Annotated in this window: 18 protein-coding genes; 5 read left to right on the top strand and 13 right to left on the bottom strand. The window is 59.5% G+C overall.

Annotated elements, in window-relative coordinates; all coding sequences use genetic code 11:
* Window positions 1-57 precede the first annotated feature (57 nt).
* The 3 genes from P3T24_RS21345 to P3T24_RS21335 all read right to left on the bottom strand — a co-directional run bounded on the left by P3T24_RS21345 (window position 58) and on the right by P3T24_RS21335 (window position 3,929).
* Complete coding sequence (locus tag P3T24_RS21345; RefSeq protein WP_429437541.1) at window positions 58-1,119, bottom strand: hypothetical protein; 1,062 nt, start codon at window positions 1,117-1,119, stop codon at window positions 58-60.
* Window positions 1,120-1,519: 400 nt separating this feature from the next.
* Window positions 1,520-2,887 carry a Shedu anti-phage system protein SduA domain-containing protein gene (locus P3T24_RS21340; RefSeq protein ID WP_429437539.1) on the bottom strand — a complete coding sequence of 456 codons (1,368 nt, stop codon included), beginning with the start codon at window positions 2,885-2,887 and terminating at the stop codon, window positions 1,520-1,522.
* 535 nt (window positions 2,888-3,422) lie between these two features.
* The gene (locus tag P3T24_RS21335) at window positions 3,423-3,929 is read right to left on the bottom strand and encodes a winged helix-turn-helix transcriptional regulator (RefSeq protein WP_429437536.1); all 507 of its coding nucleotides are present in this window, start codon (window positions 3,927-3,929) and stop codon (window positions 3,423-3,425) included.
* Window positions 3,930-4,159: 230 nt separating this feature from the next.
* On the opposite strand from P3T24_RS21335, the gene P3T24_RS21330 reads away from it, so the two are divergent.
* The 3 genes from P3T24_RS21330 to P3T24_RS21320 all read left to right on the top strand — a co-directional run bounded on the left by P3T24_RS21330 (window position 4,160) and on the right by P3T24_RS21320 (window position 7,206).
* Entirely contained in the window at window positions 4,160-5,254 is a 1,095-nt protein-coding gene (locus tag P3T24_RS21330) for an NmrA family NAD(P)-binding protein (RefSeq protein WP_429437534.1), read from the top strand.
* A gap of 70 nt (window positions 5,255-5,324) precedes the next feature.
* The gene (locus P3T24_RS21325) at window positions 5,325-5,930 is read left to right on the top strand and encodes a hypothetical protein (protein WP_429437532.1); all 606 of its coding nucleotides are present in this window, start codon (window positions 5,325-5,327) and stop codon (window positions 5,928-5,930) included.
* 70 nt (window positions 5,931-6,000) lie between these two features.
* Window positions 6,001-7,206, top strand: coding sequence for an alpha/beta fold hydrolase (locus P3T24_RS21320; RefSeq protein ID WP_429437529.1), 1,206 nt, complete (start codon window positions 6,001-6,003; stop codon window positions 7,204-7,206).
* A gap of 40 nt (window positions 7,207-7,246) precedes the next feature.
* Here P3T24_RS21320 and P3T24_RS21315 read toward each other — a convergent pair whose 3' ends face one another.
* The 4 genes from P3T24_RS21315 to P3T24_RS21300 form a co-directional block, all read right to left on the bottom strand.
* Window positions 7,247-8,608 carry an MFS transporter gene (locus tag P3T24_RS21315; RefSeq protein WP_429437526.1) on the bottom strand — a complete coding sequence of 454 codons (1,362 nt, stop codon included), beginning with the start codon at window positions 8,606-8,608 and terminating at the stop codon, window positions 7,247-7,249.
* 481 nt (window positions 8,609-9,089) lie between these two features.
* Window positions 9,090-9,929: a DUF4239 domain-containing protein gene (locus P3T24_RS21310; protein WP_429437524.1), complete on the bottom strand. Its 840-nt coding sequence runs from the start codon at window positions 9,927-9,929 to the stop codon at window positions 9,090-9,092.
* A 186-nt stretch (window positions 9,930-10,115) separates the two neighbouring features.
* Entirely contained in the window at window positions 10,116-10,457 is a 342-nt protein-coding gene (locus P3T24_RS21305) for a GFA family protein (RefSeq protein WP_429437591.1), read from the bottom strand.
* A gap of 170 nt (window positions 10,458-10,627) precedes the next feature.
* Window positions 10,628-12,157 carry a PLP-dependent aminotransferase family protein gene (locus P3T24_RS21300; protein ID WP_429437521.1) on the bottom strand — a complete coding sequence of 510 codons (1,530 nt, stop codon included), beginning with the start codon at window positions 12,155-12,157 and terminating at the stop codon, window positions 10,628-10,630.
* Window positions 12,158-12,344: 187 nt separating this feature from the next.
* Between P3T24_RS21300 and P3T24_RS21295 the strand changes: the two genes are divergently transcribed.
* A complete protein-coding gene (locus P3T24_RS21295) occupies window positions 12,345-13,097 on the top strand; it encodes an SDR family oxidoreductase (RefSeq protein WP_429437518.1) in 753 nt (250 codons plus the stop codon).
* 103 nt (window positions 13,098-13,200) lie between these two features.
* The gene (locus P3T24_RS21290; RefSeq protein WP_429437516.1) at window positions 13,201-13,911 is read left to right on the top strand and encodes an SDR family NAD(P)-dependent oxidoreductase; all 711 of its coding nucleotides are present in this window, start codon (window positions 13,201-13,203) and stop codon (window positions 13,909-13,911) included.
* A 152-nt stretch (window positions 13,912-14,063) separates the two neighbouring features.
* Here the strand turns inward: P3T24_RS21290 and P3T24_RS21285 are convergent, their stop codons facing one another.
* From P3T24_RS21285 to P3T24_RS21260, 6 genes are all read right to left on the bottom strand, one after another.
* Window positions 14,064-14,642 carry a class I SAM-dependent methyltransferase gene (locus P3T24_RS21285; protein ID WP_429437514.1) on the bottom strand — a complete coding sequence of 193 codons (579 nt, stop codon included), beginning with the start codon at window positions 14,640-14,642 and terminating at the stop codon, window positions 14,064-14,066.
* A 75-nt stretch (window positions 14,643-14,717) separates the two neighbouring features.
* Complete coding sequence (locus P3T24_RS21280) at window positions 14,718-15,593, bottom strand: hypothetical protein (RefSeq protein ID WP_429437511.1); 876 nt, start codon at window positions 15,591-15,593, stop codon at window positions 14,718-14,720.
* A 107-nt stretch (window positions 15,594-15,700) separates the two neighbouring features.
* Window positions 15,701-16,342, bottom strand: coding sequence for a DsbA family oxidoreductase (locus P3T24_RS21275; protein ID WP_074267906.1), 642 nt, complete (start codon window positions 16,340-16,342; stop codon window positions 15,701-15,703).
* A gap of 213 nt (window positions 16,343-16,555) precedes the next feature.
* Window positions 16,556-17,818 carry an MFS transporter gene (locus tag P3T24_RS21270; protein WP_429437508.1) on the bottom strand — a complete coding sequence of 421 codons (1,263 nt, stop codon included), beginning with the start codon at window positions 17,816-17,818 and terminating at the stop codon, window positions 16,556-16,558.
* Window positions 17,819-17,838: 20 nt separating this feature from the next.
* The gene (locus P3T24_RS21265) at window positions 17,839-19,353 is read right to left on the bottom strand and encodes an ATP-binding cassette domain-containing protein (protein WP_429437506.1); all 1,515 of its coding nucleotides are present in this window, start codon (window positions 19,351-19,353) and stop codon (window positions 17,839-17,841) included.
* Window positions 19,350-20,276, bottom strand: a complete 927-nt coding sequence (locus P3T24_RS21260; protein WP_083611665.1) for a branched-chain amino acid ABC transporter permease — start codon at window positions 20,274-20,276, stop codon at window positions 19,350-19,352. Before P3T24_RS21260 ends, P3T24_RS21265 begins: the two co-directional genes overlap by 4 nt.
* Window positions 20,277-20,290 lie beyond the last annotated feature (14 nt).

Genomic DNA, 20,290 nt, shown 5'->3' with positions numbered 1-20,290 from the left:
TGTGTCAAAGTGATGCCCATCAGATCGGAAATGATGGACATCACTTTGATGTCGCCCTCAGCCAGCGTCTATAACGGCCGGGACGAGCCGCTTACTGATCACTCCGCCGTTGTTGTCAACGCCCTGCGCGGCGATCACAGTACCGTTGCCCGACAGCGTCGCGCCGGTGTTGACGCCCAACGCCAGCGTATCGATCACCCCATTCGCCAGCGATAGCGTGCCATTCACGACGATTCCGACGCCCGCCGACACGAAGCCATGATCCGCGACCGTCAGTGAGCCGGTTCCCATGTGCTGGACTTCCAACTGGTTATCAACGATCAGTCGGGCGTCCCGCCCTTTGACCGTCACCGCGCCGATGCCCTCGGTCGGTGGGGAATTTTGCTGGTTCGTCGGTTCCCAGCCGATCGCAAGATCCTCCGCGACGACCAGACCGCCTTCGTCCACGTTCAGCGTGCCCGTCGAATTGCGGCCAACGATGATCTCGCCGTGCCCAAGCAGCGACGCGCGCTGAACCTGGACCGTGCCGCTAGACCCTGGGTGATTGCCGATCACCAGACACCACGGGTAGATGAGCGGATCCGCATTCCCGACGCTCACGACGCCGCCGTTCCTGATCGTCAACAAACTGGGGCCGGCCTGTCCCACGGACATCGGCAGATTGCCGCCGTTGACGACGGCGCCAGCGCCCTCGACCACTAGACTCGAGTTCGACCCAGCGAGTTCGGACATCTCGATCGCGTAGTTATTTGGTGTGTGGCTTCCTGCGATCACGACAGCGCTGCCCTCACCCACCGTCATATTGCCGATCATTGGCGGGGGGGAATCAATGCCCACGACGAAGTGCACCATCGGCGTAGTCAGCACGGCACCCGGCAGCAAGGTTAACTGCTGTGCATTGACGGGGCTGCCATAGGTTTCCGTGAAGTGCCCCGCTAATTTGACTGTGCCTGATGTGTACAGGATTTCCGGGTTGCCCGTTCCTGTGATCGGCACGGCAGCGCCTTCGATCTTCGCCAGGTCGTTGGGTCCGGGCGGCGCACCCGCTGCGGGCAGCCAGTTTCCGGCTGTCGAGAAATCGCCTGTACTCGCACTTCCTGTCCACTGAAAGACGGCCATGATGACCTCCATTGCGCGCGCAATGCGTCGACGTGCAACTGCGTTCTCCTACGGGCAAACAAAAGCGCCGGTGAAATCGTTTCTATCGATGGCAATAGCATCGGGGTGCCGGCGAAAGGAAGACGGTTGAAGGTTCTGTCTTTTTCACGCTTCGCGCGAAGCGGCATTGCAATGCGCGAGGAGTAACGCGGCAGACGACGCTCGGCTCGGGTCGACCCTAGGCGGACGTTCAACGTCGCGCGGGGCGAATGGCGGGTCTCGAAGTGGACCAGACATCGCCCTCGCGATAGCGGTCCGAAAGAGAGATGACTCTAGCCCGCTAACCATTCGACGTCACAAGGGTCGATCTCCCAGATTTCAATGCTTCACGCTGGCCGTTCGTAACGCCTGTATCTAGCCCCTAGCCGACTTGTTCGCCGAGGCCAGATAAGAGCGCGTATGCAGTCGATGCCCGATCGAGAAGGTCATCGAAGGTCAAGAACTCGTCAATATTAAACTGCTCCATTATTAGGCCCATGTATGCGCGCATGTCACTGATGTTCTTGAAGTTTTCTTGCCGCGAGCGACTCATGACAACCGCGGTCTTGCACTTAGATTGAATACCTGGGTAACGATCTGCAATGGTTTGATAGTGCGTCTTGATGAAGTGCTTCCATTCTGCCGTCTGAAAAACTGCCTGGGCGACTTCCGCACGCGGCTGTCCCTGTGATGTCGCAACTGCTTTAGCCGGCCTTTCGATCTCGACAAGTTTGTATGATTGATCCGAGTAGCGGACGATAAAATCGGGCTGCAACTTTGTTTTCCCAATTGGCGACGCAGTCCCATCGGGATAGCTGAGCCCCGGCCTACTTTCGACGATCCCATACACATCGAGAAGCAGCGGATGCCGCTCAAGCAAGGTATGAAAGACGGCCTCAACGTCATCGTCTCGCTGCTGTAGCGCAGATCTGAGATCGTCTATTGCTGACTTGAGAAGCCCCAGTCGATTGCCGTAAGACTCAATCCAAGACGGGGTGTCTCCGAACGACATAGTTCCGCCATCGCCATCCGGGTTACTCATCGCTTGCGCGAGGTCTCTTCTGATGTCCCGATGAACTCGCAAGTTCACGACTCGTAAATCCCATGCGCAAGGGTCCGAATGACCGAATATTTCCAGATATTCGAAAAACCGGCGCGTCGACAAGTCTGCCGGAAACATTCCGAAACCACGGGTTAGGTGAGACTCACCAATTTGCGAATCATTGGTCGGCACATGTACGTTCAGTACCGCCCCGTATGCACCGAATGTGAGCGCATTGACTACGTCGCCAAGCGAGGCCCTCACTTCCCGCAAGTTAAGCGAAACCTGTGTTGATGAGTCGTGCAGGGTTTTCTCTCGTTCGATTCCTTGCACTTCACCGCGCCAAACTGCCTCGGGCAGCTCCGATTTGGCAACGATTCTGTAGATGCCGATTGCCTTGCCGAGAAAGCCATGATCGGCAAGCGTCTTGAATACGTAGGGCGGCGTGCGGGTTGGCTCGTAGTCGATCTTAAAGGCCGGGCCGCCCGCGATGTGCCATTGGTATGGGCGATCACCAAGCTGGGCAACAGCAACTCCATCATGTGCGACATAGACGTCTAGCGACGATGCGTTCAGAAACGGTGATCTCACAATCGCCGGATAGCCCGGCCCTTCAGGTGAAGGAGTTGTCGCTTTTGCATAAACTTCCCGATACTTACGGGTGTATGCAAAAATAAACTCTGCTACGTGCTCGATAGTGACTGGCATTCGCTTCGATGTTCCCCGTTATCGCTTGGCGAAAAGATGACTTCTTACGGTTGTGGAGCACCACACCGCGAAAGCGTAGCACGAACAAATTGCCACGATGGTGGCATAGGCCTTAACGAAAGTACGCATTCGTCGCCGATTGCAAATGTTCGCGACTGCCATCGACGAGTAGCTTATCTGAAGCGAATAGCGTACGTAACGAGGCGACGGACGAACGTCAGTTCCGGCTCACGACTGAACGTTCGTCCTTCGCGATTGGATGTCCGGTCACGGCGTGTAGCCAACGCCTGAACGTCCCATTGACACAGGATGTGGAGGGCAGCTTCTGGCCGAACCCGGTCCAACGACGCTCGGCTCAGATCGACCCGAGCCACCGTTCGGACCTCATTTGCGCAACGCGCAATCGTAAAGGCCGGTCCCGCAGGTGTAACTGCCGTTGAGCCACCTAGTCTCTGACTGGCGCGGACCTGAGTGCACTCATTCAAAGATCAGTCGACAAAGGCGCTACGTATCGCGAGAGATCTCGTTGTCCTCATCATTCTTTCTGATGGCGGCGCTCACCTTGCGACAAACGCCAACGGAGCAGATCGTCTGCCCCGGGGCCTTCCTTGATAGCCACGTCTGCGGCGCTGAGCTGCTCACCTGTCTTTTGATCGATAAAGCTCCACCGCACCTCAGCCCCGGTATTCCGATTCACAAACTTCATCGGCGGCGCCGACGCCCCGGAGACCCCCAGGCTATCCCCTATCTCGGCGAGTACCGGCATCACTGGGGCGACCTGCCAACCCTTGCGGGTCAACAGATATTCAAATCGATCCGGATTGACCTGATAGCGTCTGCGCTCGACGAGACCATTGGCCTCCAGGTGCTTGAGTCGATCGCTGAGCGTCGCATTGGTTATGCCCGACGACTGGCGAAACTCGTCATATCGGCTGAGGCCAAAGACGAGATCGCGCAGGATCAGTAAACCCCATCGGTCGCCGATCACCGCCATCACGCCAGCGATCGAGCACACCATTCCGTCGAAACCTTTTGAACGCATGCACTGTGTCCCTAGTAGCCCGACGATCGTCGCCGGGTAAGTCTCATTATAAGAGTGGCCGTGATCAGGCAGAACGATTCCACGAGGCACCGCGGCCCCGTCATGGACCAAAGAACCGGAAAGTACTTGCCGGGCAGGCCACCAACTCTTATTATAAGAGTTAGTGGCCTGCCCCGGTGATGAGTGCTGCCGGTCCGGATGCCCGTTCAATCAAACTTGAGGAATCGATCATGACCTCCCACGCCACTTCCAGGATTTTCGTCGTTGGCGGTACTGGCGCGCAGGGCCTGCCCGTCATCAGCGCGCTCGTCGCCGATGGCAAATATTCTGTTCGGGCTTTGAGCCGGGATCCAGATTCCCGGCGGGCCAAGGCGTTGCTCGCACTCGGCAACGTATCAATCCTGAAAGGCACGTTCGCCGACGAAGCCGTCCTTCGGGAAGGCTTCCGTGGTTGCGACGGGGCATACATCAATCTCGACGGATTCAACACCGGCGAGAAAACGGAGATCTATTGGGCGATCCGTTGCTACGAAATCGCGCTGGAAGAAGGCATCAAGTTCTTCGTGTACGGCAACCTCGACTACGCACTCAAGAAGGCCGGCTACGACTCCCGCTTCCGCGCCGGCCACTATGATGGGAAAGGCCGCGTAGGCGAATGGATCCTGTTCCAGAACCAGACGAACCGGGACCGCATGGGTGCGGCCGTGTTCACCACAGGGCCGTACATGGAGATGGCGATTTCGGCCATGACGCCAATGATGCCGATCGTGGAGGACGGCGTGCTGATCTGGCGCGTGCCACTCGGCAACGGCTCGGTGCCCCACGTCGCATTGGACGATTGCGGCTATTACGCACGCTGGCTGTTCGACCATCCCGAGCGCTCGAACGGCATGGATCTCGAAGTCGCGATCGAGCAGGTCGAGTACCACAAACTAGCCGAGGCGTTCGAGCAGGTGACCGGGCATCCGGCGCGCTATATCGACACGGATCTGGACACGTACTGGAACGGCCCGCTCAAGATGGCCGCGAGCCTGCCTGCCGGATACAACGCGGATCCGAACGACAAGAGCACGATGAGCTTCCGCGACAATTTCACCGGGTTCTGGAACATCTGGAAGCACGGCGTGATCCAGCGTGACTACGCGCTGCTCGATGAAATCCATCCGGGCCGCATCCGGACCGTCGAACAGTGGCTCCGTCGTGAAGACAAGCGCGGCCGGCAGCAAGGTAAGGGAAGCCTCTGGGAGCGTGTGCAGCCGGACAACCTGTTCAAGTCGACGCCGCTTCTGAAGCTATCCGAAGACGGTAGAAAGGGCGAACTGTAACTCTCCGGCATCGCGTCCAGAAGGTGCTGGAAGTGGATCAACAATTTAGTTTAACTAATGGATATTTACAATGAATCAGATAGTTGAAATCGGAAAAAGCAGCGGGCCGCGCGTTTTGCTGGGGGTGCTGATCGTCTGGGGACTGGCTGTTGCCGCCGCCGCCGAAGCGGGCGTCTATCGTGCCGTCTACCCGCTGTCGCTCGCGGGCCTCATCGCTTTGGGAATCGTGGCGCCGGTCGTTGTATACGCACTGTCCAGAAGGTTTCGCGCATACATCGAGACCATCGGGTTGCGGACGCTGACAGCATTCCACATCTGGCGCATCGCGGCCGCGCTGGTCTTCTTCTGGTACGGGGCGCATGACCTCCTGCCGGAGGCCTTCGTGCGGAACGCGGGATGGGGCGACCTCATGGCAGGACTGCTGGCCCTCGGCGTCACGCTGCTGCCAAAGACGCGCAACCGGTATCTGGTCTTCCACCTGTTCGGGTTTGCCGATTTCGTCGTGGCGGTTGGTACCGGGTTGACCTACTTCCTGCTCAACGATCCCCGCATGTCCGGCATCCAAACGCTGCCGATGGCCTTGATCCCGTTCTACGGCGTCGGAATTTCGGGGGCGAGCCACATCATGGCGTTCGACCTGCTGCGTCGCCGTCCAGGTCTGTCTAACACCAGGTAAGCATGCCGCTGTAACAGCATGAGCCGAATCGAGGCGCACACGCCTTCCCCAACCAAGCAAGGAAATCATCATGACGTCTCGTCATACCCGTGCCGCAGCCAGCGCGCTGTTTGGCTTGCTGTCGTTCGGCCCCATGTTCGCGGGTATCGCATCGGCCCAGTCCAATGCACCGTCCGCCGCTTCCGCCAGTGGAGCTGCGCCGTGGGACCAGCGCGTGAATCCGGCGGCCGTTCAGGCCGATGTCTGGTTCGACAATTACAAATTCCGGGACGGCGAGACGCTGGCCCGGTTGAAGCTTCACTACGCAACGCTCGGCACGCCGCATCGCAATGCCCAGGGGGCCATCGACAACGCCGTCCTGGTCTTGCACTGGACGGGCGCGGACAGCCGCACGCTGCTGAGTCCCACTTACACGAAGACGCTGTTCGACCCGGGTCGTCCGCTCGACGCGAACCGCTACTATCTGATCTTTCCCGACAATGTAGGCCACGGCCAGTCGAGCAAACCTAGCGACGGACTGAAGGCGAAATTTCCGAACTATGATTACGGCGATATCGTCGATCTCCAGCACAAGCTGGTGACCGAAACGTTGGGTATCGGGCATCTGCATGCGATTCTGGGTATGTCGATGGGTGGCATGAACGCATGGCAATGGGCCGAGATGTATCCCGACATGATGGACGGCGTGATGCCGGTGGTCTCGCTGCCGATTACAGTCTCGGGCCGCAATTTGCTCTGGCGGCGTATGGTGATCGACGCGATCCGCTCCGATCCTGACTGGAAGAACGGGGACTACACGCAAACGCCGCGCGGCTGGATCGACGGTTTCAGGGTACTGCGGATGATGATCGACAGCGCGCCCGCGCTGCAGCAGGAAATTCCCGACGGCGCGGCGGCGGACAAGTTCCTCGCGACCACTCGCTTTCAGGCCGAGCACGTCGATCCGAACGACATCCTGTATTCACTCAAGTCGTCATTCAGCTACGATCCCGAGCCAGCGCTTCCCAGGATCAAGGCCAAACTCTTCGCCCTGAATTTCTCCGACGACGAGTTCAATCCCGACTCGCTGCAGGTCCTCGAGAGACTTGTTCCGACGCTCCAGCAAGGCAGGTACGCGGTGCAGAAGGGCACGCCATCGTCGCCGGGCCATTTCACCATGACGCGTCCCGACCTGTGGGCGCAGCATGTGGGTGAATTCTTGCAGTGGCTAGGCGATGCGCCCTCACAAGCAGGCAGTAGCGATGCCCGATTGATACCGGATTCATCCAGGTCATGATGATGTGATCGACGGAGTATGGGGCTGCGGCAGCTGTCGCTCAGTGTCCGAGCGACTCGCCCTTCAATGGTTTCGATGTCCCGTGACCCGGATGAGCCGCCTGCTTGACCAGCAACGCGACGCACGAAATCAGAGCGGCCACCGCGACAACCGCGAAGATCCCTTCGAACGAGAAGTGCTCACGCGTCAGTTCCGCGACCAGAAAAGAACCGGCGATGCCGCCGAACCGGCCAATGCCAAGCATCCATGCAACACCCGTTCCGCGACCTTGCGTCGGATAGAACGCAGCCGCGAGCGCCGGCAGCGACGACTGCGCCGTATTCATCAACACTCCGGCGACGAACACCACCAGCACGAGCAACCCGACATTGCCCACCGCCTGACCGATGCAGTACACGCTGATCGCCGTCAGTGCATAGCAGACCGCGATCACACGATTCGCGTTGAAGCGGTCCATCAGGACACCGCACAGCACGGCACCCACGCCACCAAGCGGGAACAGCGCCGAGATCAGGGTGGCTCGTTGCGGCGGGAGTCCCGCCTCTTTCAGCAGAACCGGCATCCAGTTGATGGACGCATAGAAAATCACCAGGCCCATGAAATAGGCAAGCCACAGCATGACGGAGCCGATTATGTACTGACGCGACAGCACCACCCGCAGGCCCTGCTTACCCGCCACTGCTGGCGCCAACTCCGTCATCACGAACGAACCGGCTTCCTGGGCCGCGCTGGAGATCCGGCCCAGCGTCGCACGGATCCGTTCGACCGCGTGTTGCTTCGCCACCAGATAGCGCACCGACTCGGGCATCGCGATCAGCAGCAACACAGCCAACAGCAGCGGCGTGGTGCCGCCGAGCAGCAGCACGCTGCGCCAGCCGAAGTGCGGAATCAGCCAGGCCGCAAGAAAGCCGCCAAACGCCGCGCCAAGAGGGAAACCGCAGAACATCAGATTGATGAGCGTCGCCCGGCGGCGGTCGGGACAGAATTCACTCATCAGCGTGACCGCATTCGGCATGGCGGCGCCAAGTCCGATACCGGTGACAAAGCGCAGGACGGTCAAATGCCCGATGTCGCCGGAAAACGCCGAGGCGAAACACGCCACGCCGAACAGCGTGACGGAGCCAAGCAGTAATACACGTCGTCCGATCCGGTCGGAAAGCGGACCCGACACCAGCGCACCACAAGCGAGGCCGAACAGCGCCGCGCTCAAAACGGGCGCGAGATCCGGCTTGCTGATGCCCCACTCGGTCACTAGCGACGGCGCAATGAAGCCAATCGCCGCAGTATCGAAGCCGTCGAGCAGGACGATAACGAAACACATCGCGAAGACGAGCCACTGGAACCCCGAAAACGGGTGTTCATTGATAAATGTCTGTACGTTGACGGCCTCACTCTGACGCACGCTTTGTCTCCTTGTGATGGACTGTGCACTCCGCGCGGCCCATGGGCTTCCGGGTCCGGTCAGAACCTGTGAACGATCCCAACACCCGAAGCGCCGACCACGCGAGGCCGAGGGCGCAGTCTGGAATCCGGTCGCCGATCGCAGATGTCGCGTTGAAGATGTTGCCCGATCCGCGTTCGAGCAGGTGCAACGAGCGCCTCGGGTGAGATCGATTCGCCGGTCTGGAATCGGCGTGCGCGGTACACAGCAGCACCTGTGGTTTTCTCACTCGAAGAGTTCGATTGACGAACATCCATTCTTGAAACGAACAGACTGTGAACTGTAATGAATTTGCACAATGGGGATCTATGGGGACTAACCCGGCCGGGCGCAGCGTGAGGCTCAACGGAGCGGCAGACACGGCGCCGATTCGCTCAACGGATTTCCGCTCGTCGACCACGTGGGCGGCTGAGTTAAGCGGCCGTTTCTGGGCCGACAACGATCATTGACTCTCAGGCATCACCTGCAACAACGGCTCCGGCGTCAGCGCGATTTCTCCTGTAAAGGGCCGATCGTGGGAGAGGATGAGTAAAAAGGTTGTGGCGAGTGCTACGGAAAACAGTCCGATTGCCACGGCAGATGTCAGCCGGTTGTCGCAATGAACGAATGCGATGGCGAACAGCAGGCACACCGCCAGAATCGCCAGGCATAACCATTTGACACCATTCACTTCGCTGCGACTGATCAGGATACGCTCGCGACGCACTTCAAGAGCCTGCTGCAGGGACGCCGCGACCTCGCGCTGCGCCGTCTGCTGTCCGGGCGTAACGACTGGCAGGGATAGCGTGAACTTCAGTGCGTTGTTCAGCGTGGGGGGACTAACGATAAGTGTAACGGCTCCCTTCGCCAGGAGCGGCCATTCAGTTGTCGCGGTGTACTGGATGTAGTCTCGGACCATCCTTCGCAGTTCGGTCTGGGCTTCGTTTGGCAAAACGGCAGACATGACAACAACCGATCGCAGCGCACTCGCTTCAGTGGCGACCGCGACATTGGCGCGCGCTGTATCGTTCCAGACTTGCGAGGCCGTGAAGGCGATAAATAAGCCGAATATGATGCCAAGTGGAGAAAGCAGGCCGGGCGATATCGCCTTGAATGATCGCGCATATCGACCGGCAGCAAGCCATCCGGTGGCGAAATGGACGATCGCGCCCGCGAGAAATATCGCACCGAAAGTGACAAGTGCCATCAACCATAACGGCAGTTCATGTACCCATGTACTCATCATTGTGGTTGCGCGGTGCGCGGTCTGAACCGGATATTGGCGGTGGGTCGAGGAGTCCAAACCCCTCAACCAGAACACGAAGCTCCATTAGCAGTCTGTACGCTCGACCACGTTGCGCCGTGATGACCGACCGCAATCAGCACCGCGCAACCCTAAGCAGATCCCGGCAAGCCGGCATTGAGAGGCCCCATCGGAACAGCACCTGACACGGTTTGTGTAGAAACCCGGTTAGCCATCAGCTCCTTTTCACTGCTGGGGCGATTGAGGAAAGTGAGGAATCGCTTGATCAAAGCAAACCCATCGTTGCGCACTAGCGGTATATATGTCTAGCATTGGTTTAAAGTCAGAGGTGTCGTCTAGCGAGGGGAATCGGATAGAAGTGACTTGTGGATAAGCTGAGCTTTGCGTGAACAAAGGGGTTCCACAGTCGGGGCAAAAACTCCGGGTTGTGAGGCCACCGCTGCTTGCAGGAACCGCATATGTTCTCGGCTTACTAGAGACCTCGAGATCGGCAGTCTTGACGATGATGCCTGACGCGAAAGGGGCGCCACTAGAGAGCTGACAGTCTCTGCAATGGCAGTTGATCATGGCTACGGGTTCCCGCACACATGCATAGCGAACCGATCCGCATGCGCAGCCGCCCGAAAATGGAATATGCATATTGCGCTCGTCAATCAATAGCTGGATTAGCCGCGAGTCGAGGCTGTCAGCACCTTTTCCATAACCTCGTGGCCCTTCGCAAGCATCACTTTCCCACATCAACCGTCCAGGCACCCGCGCAACATCCGCGCAAGCCGCCCCGCTTCAACCGCATCCGCGATGTTCGCAAAGCCCATCACAAGGCCGTGCAGCGTGCGCCGTGCGCGTCCATTTGCATACCAGATCGAAAGCGGCAGCACCGCGAGCCCTGCCTCGCGAGCGCGCGCGGCGACGGCGACATCGTCGACCGGGCCATCTGGGCCATCGGCGAACTGCACGGCGAACTGAATTCCACCGGGTGGCAAGTCGACAATCATTCGTTCGCCAAACGTCTGCTCTAGCGCGTGCACGATCAGCTTGCGCCGCTCGCCGTACAACGCACGCATTCGCTTCAGATGCCGCGCAAAATGCCCCTGCTCGATGAAATCCGCCACGGCCGCCTGCAATAGCGTCGGTGATCCGGCATTCATGCTGCGCGCCACCCTCCCGACGCGCTCGACGGCCCGCTCCGGCACCACCGCATACGCGAGCCGCAAACCGGGAAACATCACTTTGCTAAACGTGCCGCAATAGATCACGTGATCGCGCCGGTCGAGGCTCTTCAGGGCCGGCAATGGTCGACCCTGATAACGGAACTCGCTGTCGTAGTCGTCCTCGATGATCCAGCTGGACGCTTTCTCCGCCCAGTCGAGCAGCGCCATGCGTCTCGTGAGCGACAGCGTGTACCCGAGCGGGCTCTGATGCGACGGCGTGACCAGTGCGAAGCGCGCCTGCGCATCCAGTTGTGTGCCGCGCTCGACGTCAATCCCTTCGTCGTCCACCGGCACCGGCACGAGTTGTACGCCGGTCTCGGCCAGAAAGCCGCGCGCGAGCAGATACCCGGGATCCTCGTACCACACGCGATCGTTCGGGCGGGCGAGACTGCGCAACACGAGTTCGAGCGTCGCACGGTAGCCGCCGGTCACGAACACCTGTTCCGGCAGGCAAGTCACACCGCGCGAAAGCCCGAGATAGGTAGCGATGTGTTCGCGCAGCGGCCGGTAGCCAGCCGGATCCGGGTACGCGAACATCGCAAGGTCGCCGCTGCGGGCACGACGTGAGACGAGCCGGTTCCACACCTTGCCGGGAAACGCATCGAGCGCGGGTAGCCCAGGTTGCAACGGCCGCGGCTCGCCGCTCATGGCGACGGTGATGGACACCTGGCGCGTCGCTGACTGACCACCATGCGATTCCCCGGGCGTCTGCGGCATGCCTGTTCGTTCAGCGCCCTGCCCGCCCTGGGTGTGCTGAACATCGTGCGCACGCGGCAATCGCATCACCGATACCGGCAGCGTCGGCGATACGAACGTGCCCGCCGCACCGCGCATCTGCAGGTAGCCTTCGTCGACGAGAATCGTATAGGCCAGCTCGACAGTGCCGCGGGCCGTGTTCAGTTGTGTTGCGAGGCCGCGCAGCGCGGGCACGCGATCGCCGGGACGTAGATGCCCCCCGGCGATCGCCGTCCTGAAGCGCTCACAGATCTGCAGATAGATCGGCAACTGCTGCTGCCGATCGATTTCGATAGTCAATGCATCAGTCAGCACGGTCATGATGGTCTCGCGAACACGGAGCACGGAAGCAACTTGGACTAGTTGAATTGACGATTCTTGGCACTTTTCGATAGAGCATGATTTTTCCACAATAGCCTCATGCAACGCCACGGCGGCAAAGACTTTCGCGCAATCCGCGGCCGCCGAGCGCCTGCGTGTTCCCTTACTATCATCTGGAGAATCTGCCATGAAGATCGTCGTAATCGGTGGTTCCGGCCTGATCGGTTCGCGTGTGGTCGCACTGCTCAGCAAAGCGGGCCATGAGGCAGTCGCTGCCTCACCGCGTACCGGTGTGAACGCTGTAACGGGCGAGGGTCTGAGCAATGTGCTGGTGGGCGCGGACGTCGTAATGGATGTGACGAACGCGCCATCCTGGGAGCCGCAAGCGGTGCTCGACTTCTTTCGAACTTCGGCGCGCAATCTCGGCAAGGCCGAAGTGGCCGCGGGAGTGCACCACCACGTCGCGCTATCGATCGTGGGCTGCGACCGCACGCCGGAGAACGCATATTTCGTTGCCAAGGTCGCGCAGGAAGAGGTGATCGAAGCGGCGGGTGTGCCGTACACGATCGTTCGTGCAACCCAGTTCATGGAGTTCATCGGCGGTATCGCGGATTTCAGCACGGACGGCGGCACGGTGCGCATCGGCGACGGACTGTTTCAGCCGATCGCCGCGGACGATGTCGCGGCGATCCTCGCGCAGGTCGCGCTCGCCACGCCGCTGAACGGCACGGTCGACATCGCCGGCCCAGATCGCAGGCCCTTCGCGGAGATCGTCACGCGCTATCTGAAATCGGCAGGCGACGCACGCCCGGTGCTGACCGATGCCGATGCGCGCTACTACGGCGGCCGTGTCGAGGAGCAATCGCTCGTGCCGCTCGGCGACGCGCGGATTGGTCGTGTCAGTCTCGACCAGTGGCTCGCACAGGCTGCAAAGGGTTGATTGCAGGTTTATGCGGGACCTGAATCAACGCGTCCACATTTGCGTTGATCGGAGCCGTCGGCCCGATCGGCGTTAAAACCGAACAGAACATTTTGGGTAAGGCATGAGCACGTCACAAAAGGTTGTCGTCGTTACCGGCGCATCGCAAGGCATAGGCGCTGAAGTTGTCAAAGCGTTTCGCAAGCTGGACTGCCGTGTTGTTGCGACCGCACGTTCAATCAAGCCATCGGACGACCCGAGCATCCTGACCGTCGCCGGTGATATTGGAGACCCGGCAACCGCCCAGCGTGTCATTTCCGAGGGTGTCGCACGATTTGGCCGGATCGACACGCTGGTGAACAACGCCGGCATTTACATCGGCAAGCCTTTCACTGAACACACCACGGAAGACTACGCTGCTGTGGTGAACGTAAATATCGCGGGCTTTTATTACATCACGCAACTCGCCATCGCCGAAATGGAGAAGCATTCGAGTGGCCACGTGGTTAGCGTAACTTCCAGCACCGTTGACGCTGCGATCAGCGGCGTGTATTCGGTACTGGCAGCCCTGACGAAGGGTGGTCAGAACGCTGCCACGAAGTCGCTCGCGATTGAGTACGCCAGGAAAGGTATTCGCGTGAATGCCGTCGCGCCGGGGATCATCAGGACGCCGATGCATGCGCCGGAAACCCACGAAGCGCTGGGTGCCTTCCATCCGCTTGGACGCATGGGCGAGATGAGCGATATCGTCGATGCGATTCTATTCCTCGATTCCGCTCCGTTCATCACAGGAGAAATCCTGCACGTCGACGGCGGCCAGAGCGCCGGTCGCTAAAATTTCCCGGGTGCCAGAGTCGTCTCGGACAGCGATTCTGCACATCCAGAGCAGACTGTCTTCCTTAGGCGCCGCATCCTTGCGCCTATGGAAGACCACGATCTATGGATGGCGTTCTTCGAAGAGCTGGCTAGAGCTCCCTCGGCAACAAATCACCCCACACGCTCAAGAACGACTTCCCAAACTGCCTTGGGCTTCTGGTATTTGTCGGTCGTGATGTGCTCCAACGCGATCGTGTTCCAACCATCCCCAAAGAGTCGACGCACCGCGCTTTCGTCAAAGAATCGCTTCGGCTGTCCGTTCACCAGAAAATAGTTCGGTTCGATTTCTTCGTATCCATCCGCACCAAAATTCCTATCCTCGGTAGAGTTCAATCGACATAGCAGTACGCCGCCCAATCGTAACGCCAATCTCACGCGATCTACGATCGACACCGTTTCTTTCCAGGTAAAGTAGTGAAGCGACAGACTCGCCAACGCAACGCCGAGGTCCGTGGCATCTTCGGGGAGCGGATCACGAACATCTCGTCGCTCGATGCTCGCAGAGGGGACTCTGATCCTGGTCGACGCTACCGAGGAACGTGACAGGTCAAAACCGATCACACGGAGGCCGGCTTTCGCCAAGACCACGGTGTCATCGCCGTAGCCACAGCCAATCTCAAGTACGGGCCGTTCACCGGTGCGCGCCTTGATCAATGTCAGCCATCGGTCTAGCCAAGGATCGGGGAACATGCAGAACATATCCTGAAGGTTGTGTTCGAAACGATTTCCGCTGCTGGTCCAAGGGTGGCACTGAGGGTCCGCCGCTCACCCCTCACCAAACACCCACTCCATCGCCGCATTTTGCGCGTGCATCAAAAACGCCTTCGCTTCAATCACCCGGCACGCGGCGTGTCGCATCGCTTCAGCCGACACTTCCTTGCCTCGATACACCGGCGGACAGGGGAAAAATTCGACGTCATCCGGCAGCCCGTCGAGCATCTTGTCGGTGACCTGATAGCCCATCAGCTCAGCAGGATCTGCGCCTTCAGGCCAGCAATCGGTAATGACAATATTCGAACCTTCGATTGCTTTGATATCCGAACTACAGGAGAAACGAGAGACGGCTTCCGCACTTTTCTGGTCGTGCCATTTGGCCGGGTAAATCTGCACGACTTCAATGGGCAATACAGCTGCCGCCTCAACCCAAGAACCCAGAATATTCGATTTTGGCGAAATGACTGCGACCTTGATGCCGTCGATGGTTCGATGCTTATGATAGTAAAAAGCCAGATCCCCCAAGGTTTCGCAGGGATGGTTCTGTCTCGTTCTGGCGTTGATAACGGGGCCATCGAACGAGTCGGCGACGGACCGCAGGATAGACAACTGAGGCGCCCGGGTGACTATTGCGTCGAACCAGTTGCCGAGGTACGCAGTAAGGTCGTGCAAATCCTCATGCGCATCCCAACGCAGCGGCGGTTGCACACAGATTCCGCCCATTGCCTGAATGCCGAGGTCGAAGGCAGTGGTATTTCGCCAGCCGGTTTCGTTGACAACGAGAGCGATCCGCCTGCCCGCCAGACTCTGAGGCATGCGCCGCTCGCGCCACAGTTGCGCCATGTCGCTTGCACGCTCGAAGATCGACATCAGATCCTCTGCTTTAACGTCAGTCAACTCAACAATCTTGCGAAAATCCGAACCCATATATCAGTCGCTCTCGATCAACCGTGGAGCCTCGATGATATACGAGACAAACGATGCCGCTCACCTCCGATCGCCCCCTTCAATCAAGATTTCGGTTCAACCAGACACTACCCCTCGGCCAGAACCTGCTGAATGGTTTTCTCGAACACGTCAGCGGGTTGTGCGCCCGTCAGCAGGTATCGATTATTGAAAATGATCGACGGCACAGAATGAATGCCCATTGCCTGGTACTGCTCTTCTTCTACACGAACCTCATTGGCATAGTCGCCGCCATCCAGCACAGCACGCGCCTCGGCGCCATCAAGTCCCACAGATTCCGCCGCCTCCACCAGAACGTCATGGTCACTCGTGGGCCTGCCCTCGCCATGATAAGCCTGCAGTAGCGCCTGTTTAAGCTGTACCTGTTTGCCTTTGATGCCGGCCCAATGGATCAGACGGTGTGCATCGAAGGTGTTGTAGATGCGTGTACGCGTTCCGAAGGTAAAGCCGACATCCGCGCCACGCTGGCGAAGCGCGGCCTGCGCCTCGCTCACCTGCTGCGGAGTGCGCCCATATTTCTTTGCGATATGTTCGACGAGGTCTTCACCCTCCTCGACCATCTGCGGATTCAGCTCGAAGGGGTGCATGACTATTTCGGCGTCGACCGTATCACCAAGTCGCGACAACGCGAGTTGCAGCGAGGATAAACCGACGGCACACCAGGGGCACGCTACGTCGGAGACAAAATCGATTCTGATTGGCTGTTTCATTGCTTTCGCACCCAGAAGTTTCGGTCGTGATCGAAATAGCCTCTATTCTGGACGAGTTTCGACGCGAAATCATCATGGTCCGCGGCAATTCACTTGTTACCTGAAGTAACGTCGAACCGTGCAAACGCTGCCTGTTCATGGCAATCGATCTGCCAACGTCAATTGGCCGCCGTCGTCACATGGACTTCGCGCAAGCCATGATTGGACCGCGGTTCAATACTGAAGCGATACGGAACTGCCCGGCTTGCGGTGCGTAACAATCCAACCCGACGCCAACAGCGCAATACCGCCGAAAATCACGATGCCGCCGAGCATAGTGAAGCCCAACATATAGCTGCCGCTCGCGCGATACAGCAGCCCGACCATGAAACCGGCTATCGTACCGCCGCCCCCCGCCCCGACGCCGTTCATGATTCCGGATGCCGAGCCGATCGCCGACGGCCGCGCGGTCAGTTGCAAGATCGACCAGATATTGGGTGTATAGCTACTGGCGTATAGCCCGAGTGCAAGCGTGATAAGGCCAAGCTTCGCATAGCCGCTATGCAACTCGGGTAGCAGCAGCAACATCGCACCCGGGATCATTAGCCCAAGTCCGGCGATCAACACACGCTTGTTGGTGCGGTCACTGATCATCGACATCGGAATGGCAAACAGGATTGCGGCCACGAACGGGACAGAACTGGCCAGCGCTTGAGCGACGCCGCTAAAACCGATCGACTTGACCGCCATCGGCACCCACAACGTGATACCCCAGAACAGCATGCCCTGAGTGATATAGCTGATAACGAGCAACACGAATGCCCAACCGCCAACCGCATTGAACGTCAGTGGCACGACGGCGGCGACGTTTTCCGACTCGGCAAATGGCGCTTCGCTTCGAGGCCGGAGACATTTTGCATACATGGGCACGATCAACACCAAACCGATAGCGCCGGTCAGGAAAAACAGCGTACGCCAGCCGAACGTATCGTAAATCGGCGTAAGCAACAGAAATCCCGTCGCGAGCGCAAGGTATTGACCGTAGTACTGAATGATCGAATTTGCCTTGCTGAGTTCGTCAGGCGCGAACCAGTCACGCACGAAACGCGACATCTGTGGCCAATAGACGCCTTCAGCGATCCCCAGGATCAGGCGGCATATCAACATCACCGCAACGCCATTCGCAAGGCCGGCGAACAAAGTCGCCGTGGACCATATCGCAAAGCTGGCCATCACCACTGTCTTCGGTTCAAGCTTGCGGGTGGCCACACCTCCGACGACGTTGGCCAATGCATAGCCGATCAAAAAGATGGTCAACACCCAGCTGGACATCAGCGGAAACCGTGCGCCAGAAAAGCCAAGGTCCTGTGCAACCGATGGCAATGCGACCGACAGATTCGTGCGATCCAGATAGGCGACAAACAAACCAGTCAGCAATGCCCCGCCAATACGCCACCACCGCGAACTCGTCGCCTGCTTTATCGCTGCCTGCTGCATGTGCGCCTATCCTCCCGCATCTACGCCTGCGCCGGAAACCCCGGAGGATCGCCCACCGGCACAATTTCCAGGTACCCCCGCCCCATCTCGCGCTCGAAGCTGGACGGATCACCTTCCCACACAATCCGGCCATGCTCCAGAACATACACCCGATCGGCATGCGGCAACGCGAAGGTGACATTCTGCTCGCCCAGCAACACCGTAATCGGCGTGGTCCGCTGCAGTAACTCCAGCGCCTTCGACAATTGCTCGAGGATCACCGGTGCGAGCCCCAGGGTCGGCTCGTCGAGAATCAACAGTTTCGGTTGCATCATCAGCGCGCGGGCGATGGCCAGCATCTGCTGTTCACCACCCGACAACGTGCGCGCCGTCTGACGTTGCCGCGACTTCAGGATCGGGAACAGTTCGAAGAGCCACGCCAACTGCTCAGAGCGCGCAGTTTCGGCAAGATGGTATCCACCGAGGTCCAGGTTCTCACGCACAGTCATATCGCTAAAGAGCTCACGAGTTTCCGGACATTGCACCACGCCCGCCCGCGCGATCGCTGCACCGCTCATGCCGCGCAAATCCTGTCCGCCGAAACGGATCGTGCCCTGGTACGGCACAAAACCCGAAATGGCGTTGAACAGCGTCGTCTTGCCGGCGCCATTCAGTCCTACCACCGAGACGAATTCCCCTTCGCGCACATGAAGACTCGCGCCGTCGAGCGCCCGTGCCTTGCCGTACAGTACGCCAAGATCCTCCACATCGAGAATCGTCGGCTTGCTGACCACCTCGTCGCGCGTCCGCTCTCTCGTCTCGATCTTGCCGCCCAGATACACGCGCCGCACGGTCTCGTTCTGCATCACCTGTTCGGCCGTGCCTTCCGCGATCTGCTCGCCCAGATACATCGCAAGTGCGCGGTCGACCAGCGCAGCGAGACTCTTGACGTTGTGGTCCACCAGCAGCACAGCGCGACCCTCGGCGCGAAAACTGCGAATCAGCGCCGCGAACGACTCCGACTCCGCCATCGTCAGTCCTGCGAACGGTTCATCGACCAATACGACCTTCGGATCGCGCGCAATCGCCTTCGCCATCTCCATACGTCGCAGATCGGCGAACGGCAGCGTAGCAGGATGCCGGTGCATCACGGCGCCGAGCTCGACACGCTCGGCGATTTCGCGGGCACGGCGGTTGACATGCGGATCGGCGACGAGCTTGATCAATGAGTCAGGCAAGAGCGCCAGCTTGATGTGCTCGAGCACCGTCTGCCGATGCAGCGGCCGCGAGTGCTGAAAGACGATGCCCACGCCGGCGCGGGCAATGCGGTGCGGCGCCCAGCCCGCCATCTCCGTGCCGTCCATCTTGACCGACCCGGCATTGGGCCGCTCGATACCCATGATCAGCTTCATCACGGTCGACTTGCCGGACCCATTCGGACCGATAAGCCCGAGGATCTCGCCGGCCTCGATGTCAAAGCCGATGTCCTTCACCGCGACCAGGCCGCCGAAGCGCTTGGTCAGGCCACGTACCGAGAGGCGAGAGGCTTCGCTCATTCTCGCTCTCTCACGCGCAGCAGGTTGCCGAGCAGGCCGTCCGGAAAGAACAGGATGACCGCGAGCGCCAGCGCTGCGACTACGAAGGTATTGATCTGGCCCAACGGCCTGAGAAACTCACCAGCCACGATCAGGAACACCGCGCCGAGTACCGCGCCCAGGATCGTGCGGCGCCCTCCCAGCACAGCGGCGATGATGATCTGCACGCCCACTCCAAGATCCACTACAGTGCTGACGGAAGCGGTGCCCTGGTAGAACACGAGCATCGCACCGGCCACGCCGGAGAACACCGCGCTGATGCAAAAGGCCGCGAGCTTGTGCTTGGTTACGTTGAAGCCGAGCGCCTGCGCGCCGATGGCGTCCTGACCGCTCGCCTGCAGGATGAGGCCCATCGCTGAGCGCGACAGGCCGAACAGGATGATCGCGCACACCACGAGAAACGCGAGCGCATACCAGTAGTTTTGCTCCGCACTGACGGACATGACATCGGGTACGGTCATGCCGATCTCGCCGCCGGTGATACCCGCGAAGATCACGATCGAGTTTTGCAGCAATAGCACGGCAACCAGCGTGATCAGACCGAAATACGGACCGCGCAAGCGCAACGCAGGCACCGCCAATAACAGCCCGCCAATCAGTGCGACAAGACCGCCTGCAACGATGCACACGGGAATCGGCAGCCCCCACCGCGCATCGAGTATCGCGGCCGAGTAGGCACCGAGACCAATCAGAAACGTGGGACCGAAGTTGACCTCGCCGGCGAAGCCGAACAGCAGGTCCCAGGCCATCGAAAACACGCTGAAGTAATAGGCGACGGTGAGGATGCCGAGAATATAGCCGGACACCCACCAGGGCAGCGTGCCCGCCGCGACCGCCAGCACGACGGCGGACCACAGCATCCGCGAGCGAACAAGATTGGTCACTGTGCCCTCCTTCG

Origin of the sequence: Paraburkholderia sp. GAS33 (assembly GCF_050436645.1) — a bacterium.
GTDB lineage: Bacteria > Pseudomonadota > Gammaproteobacteria > Burkholderiales > Burkholderiaceae > Paraburkholderia > Paraburkholderia phenazinium_B.
Note: the sequence above shows the minus strand (reverse complement) of the source record. Positions and strands in the feature narration are given on the sequence as shown.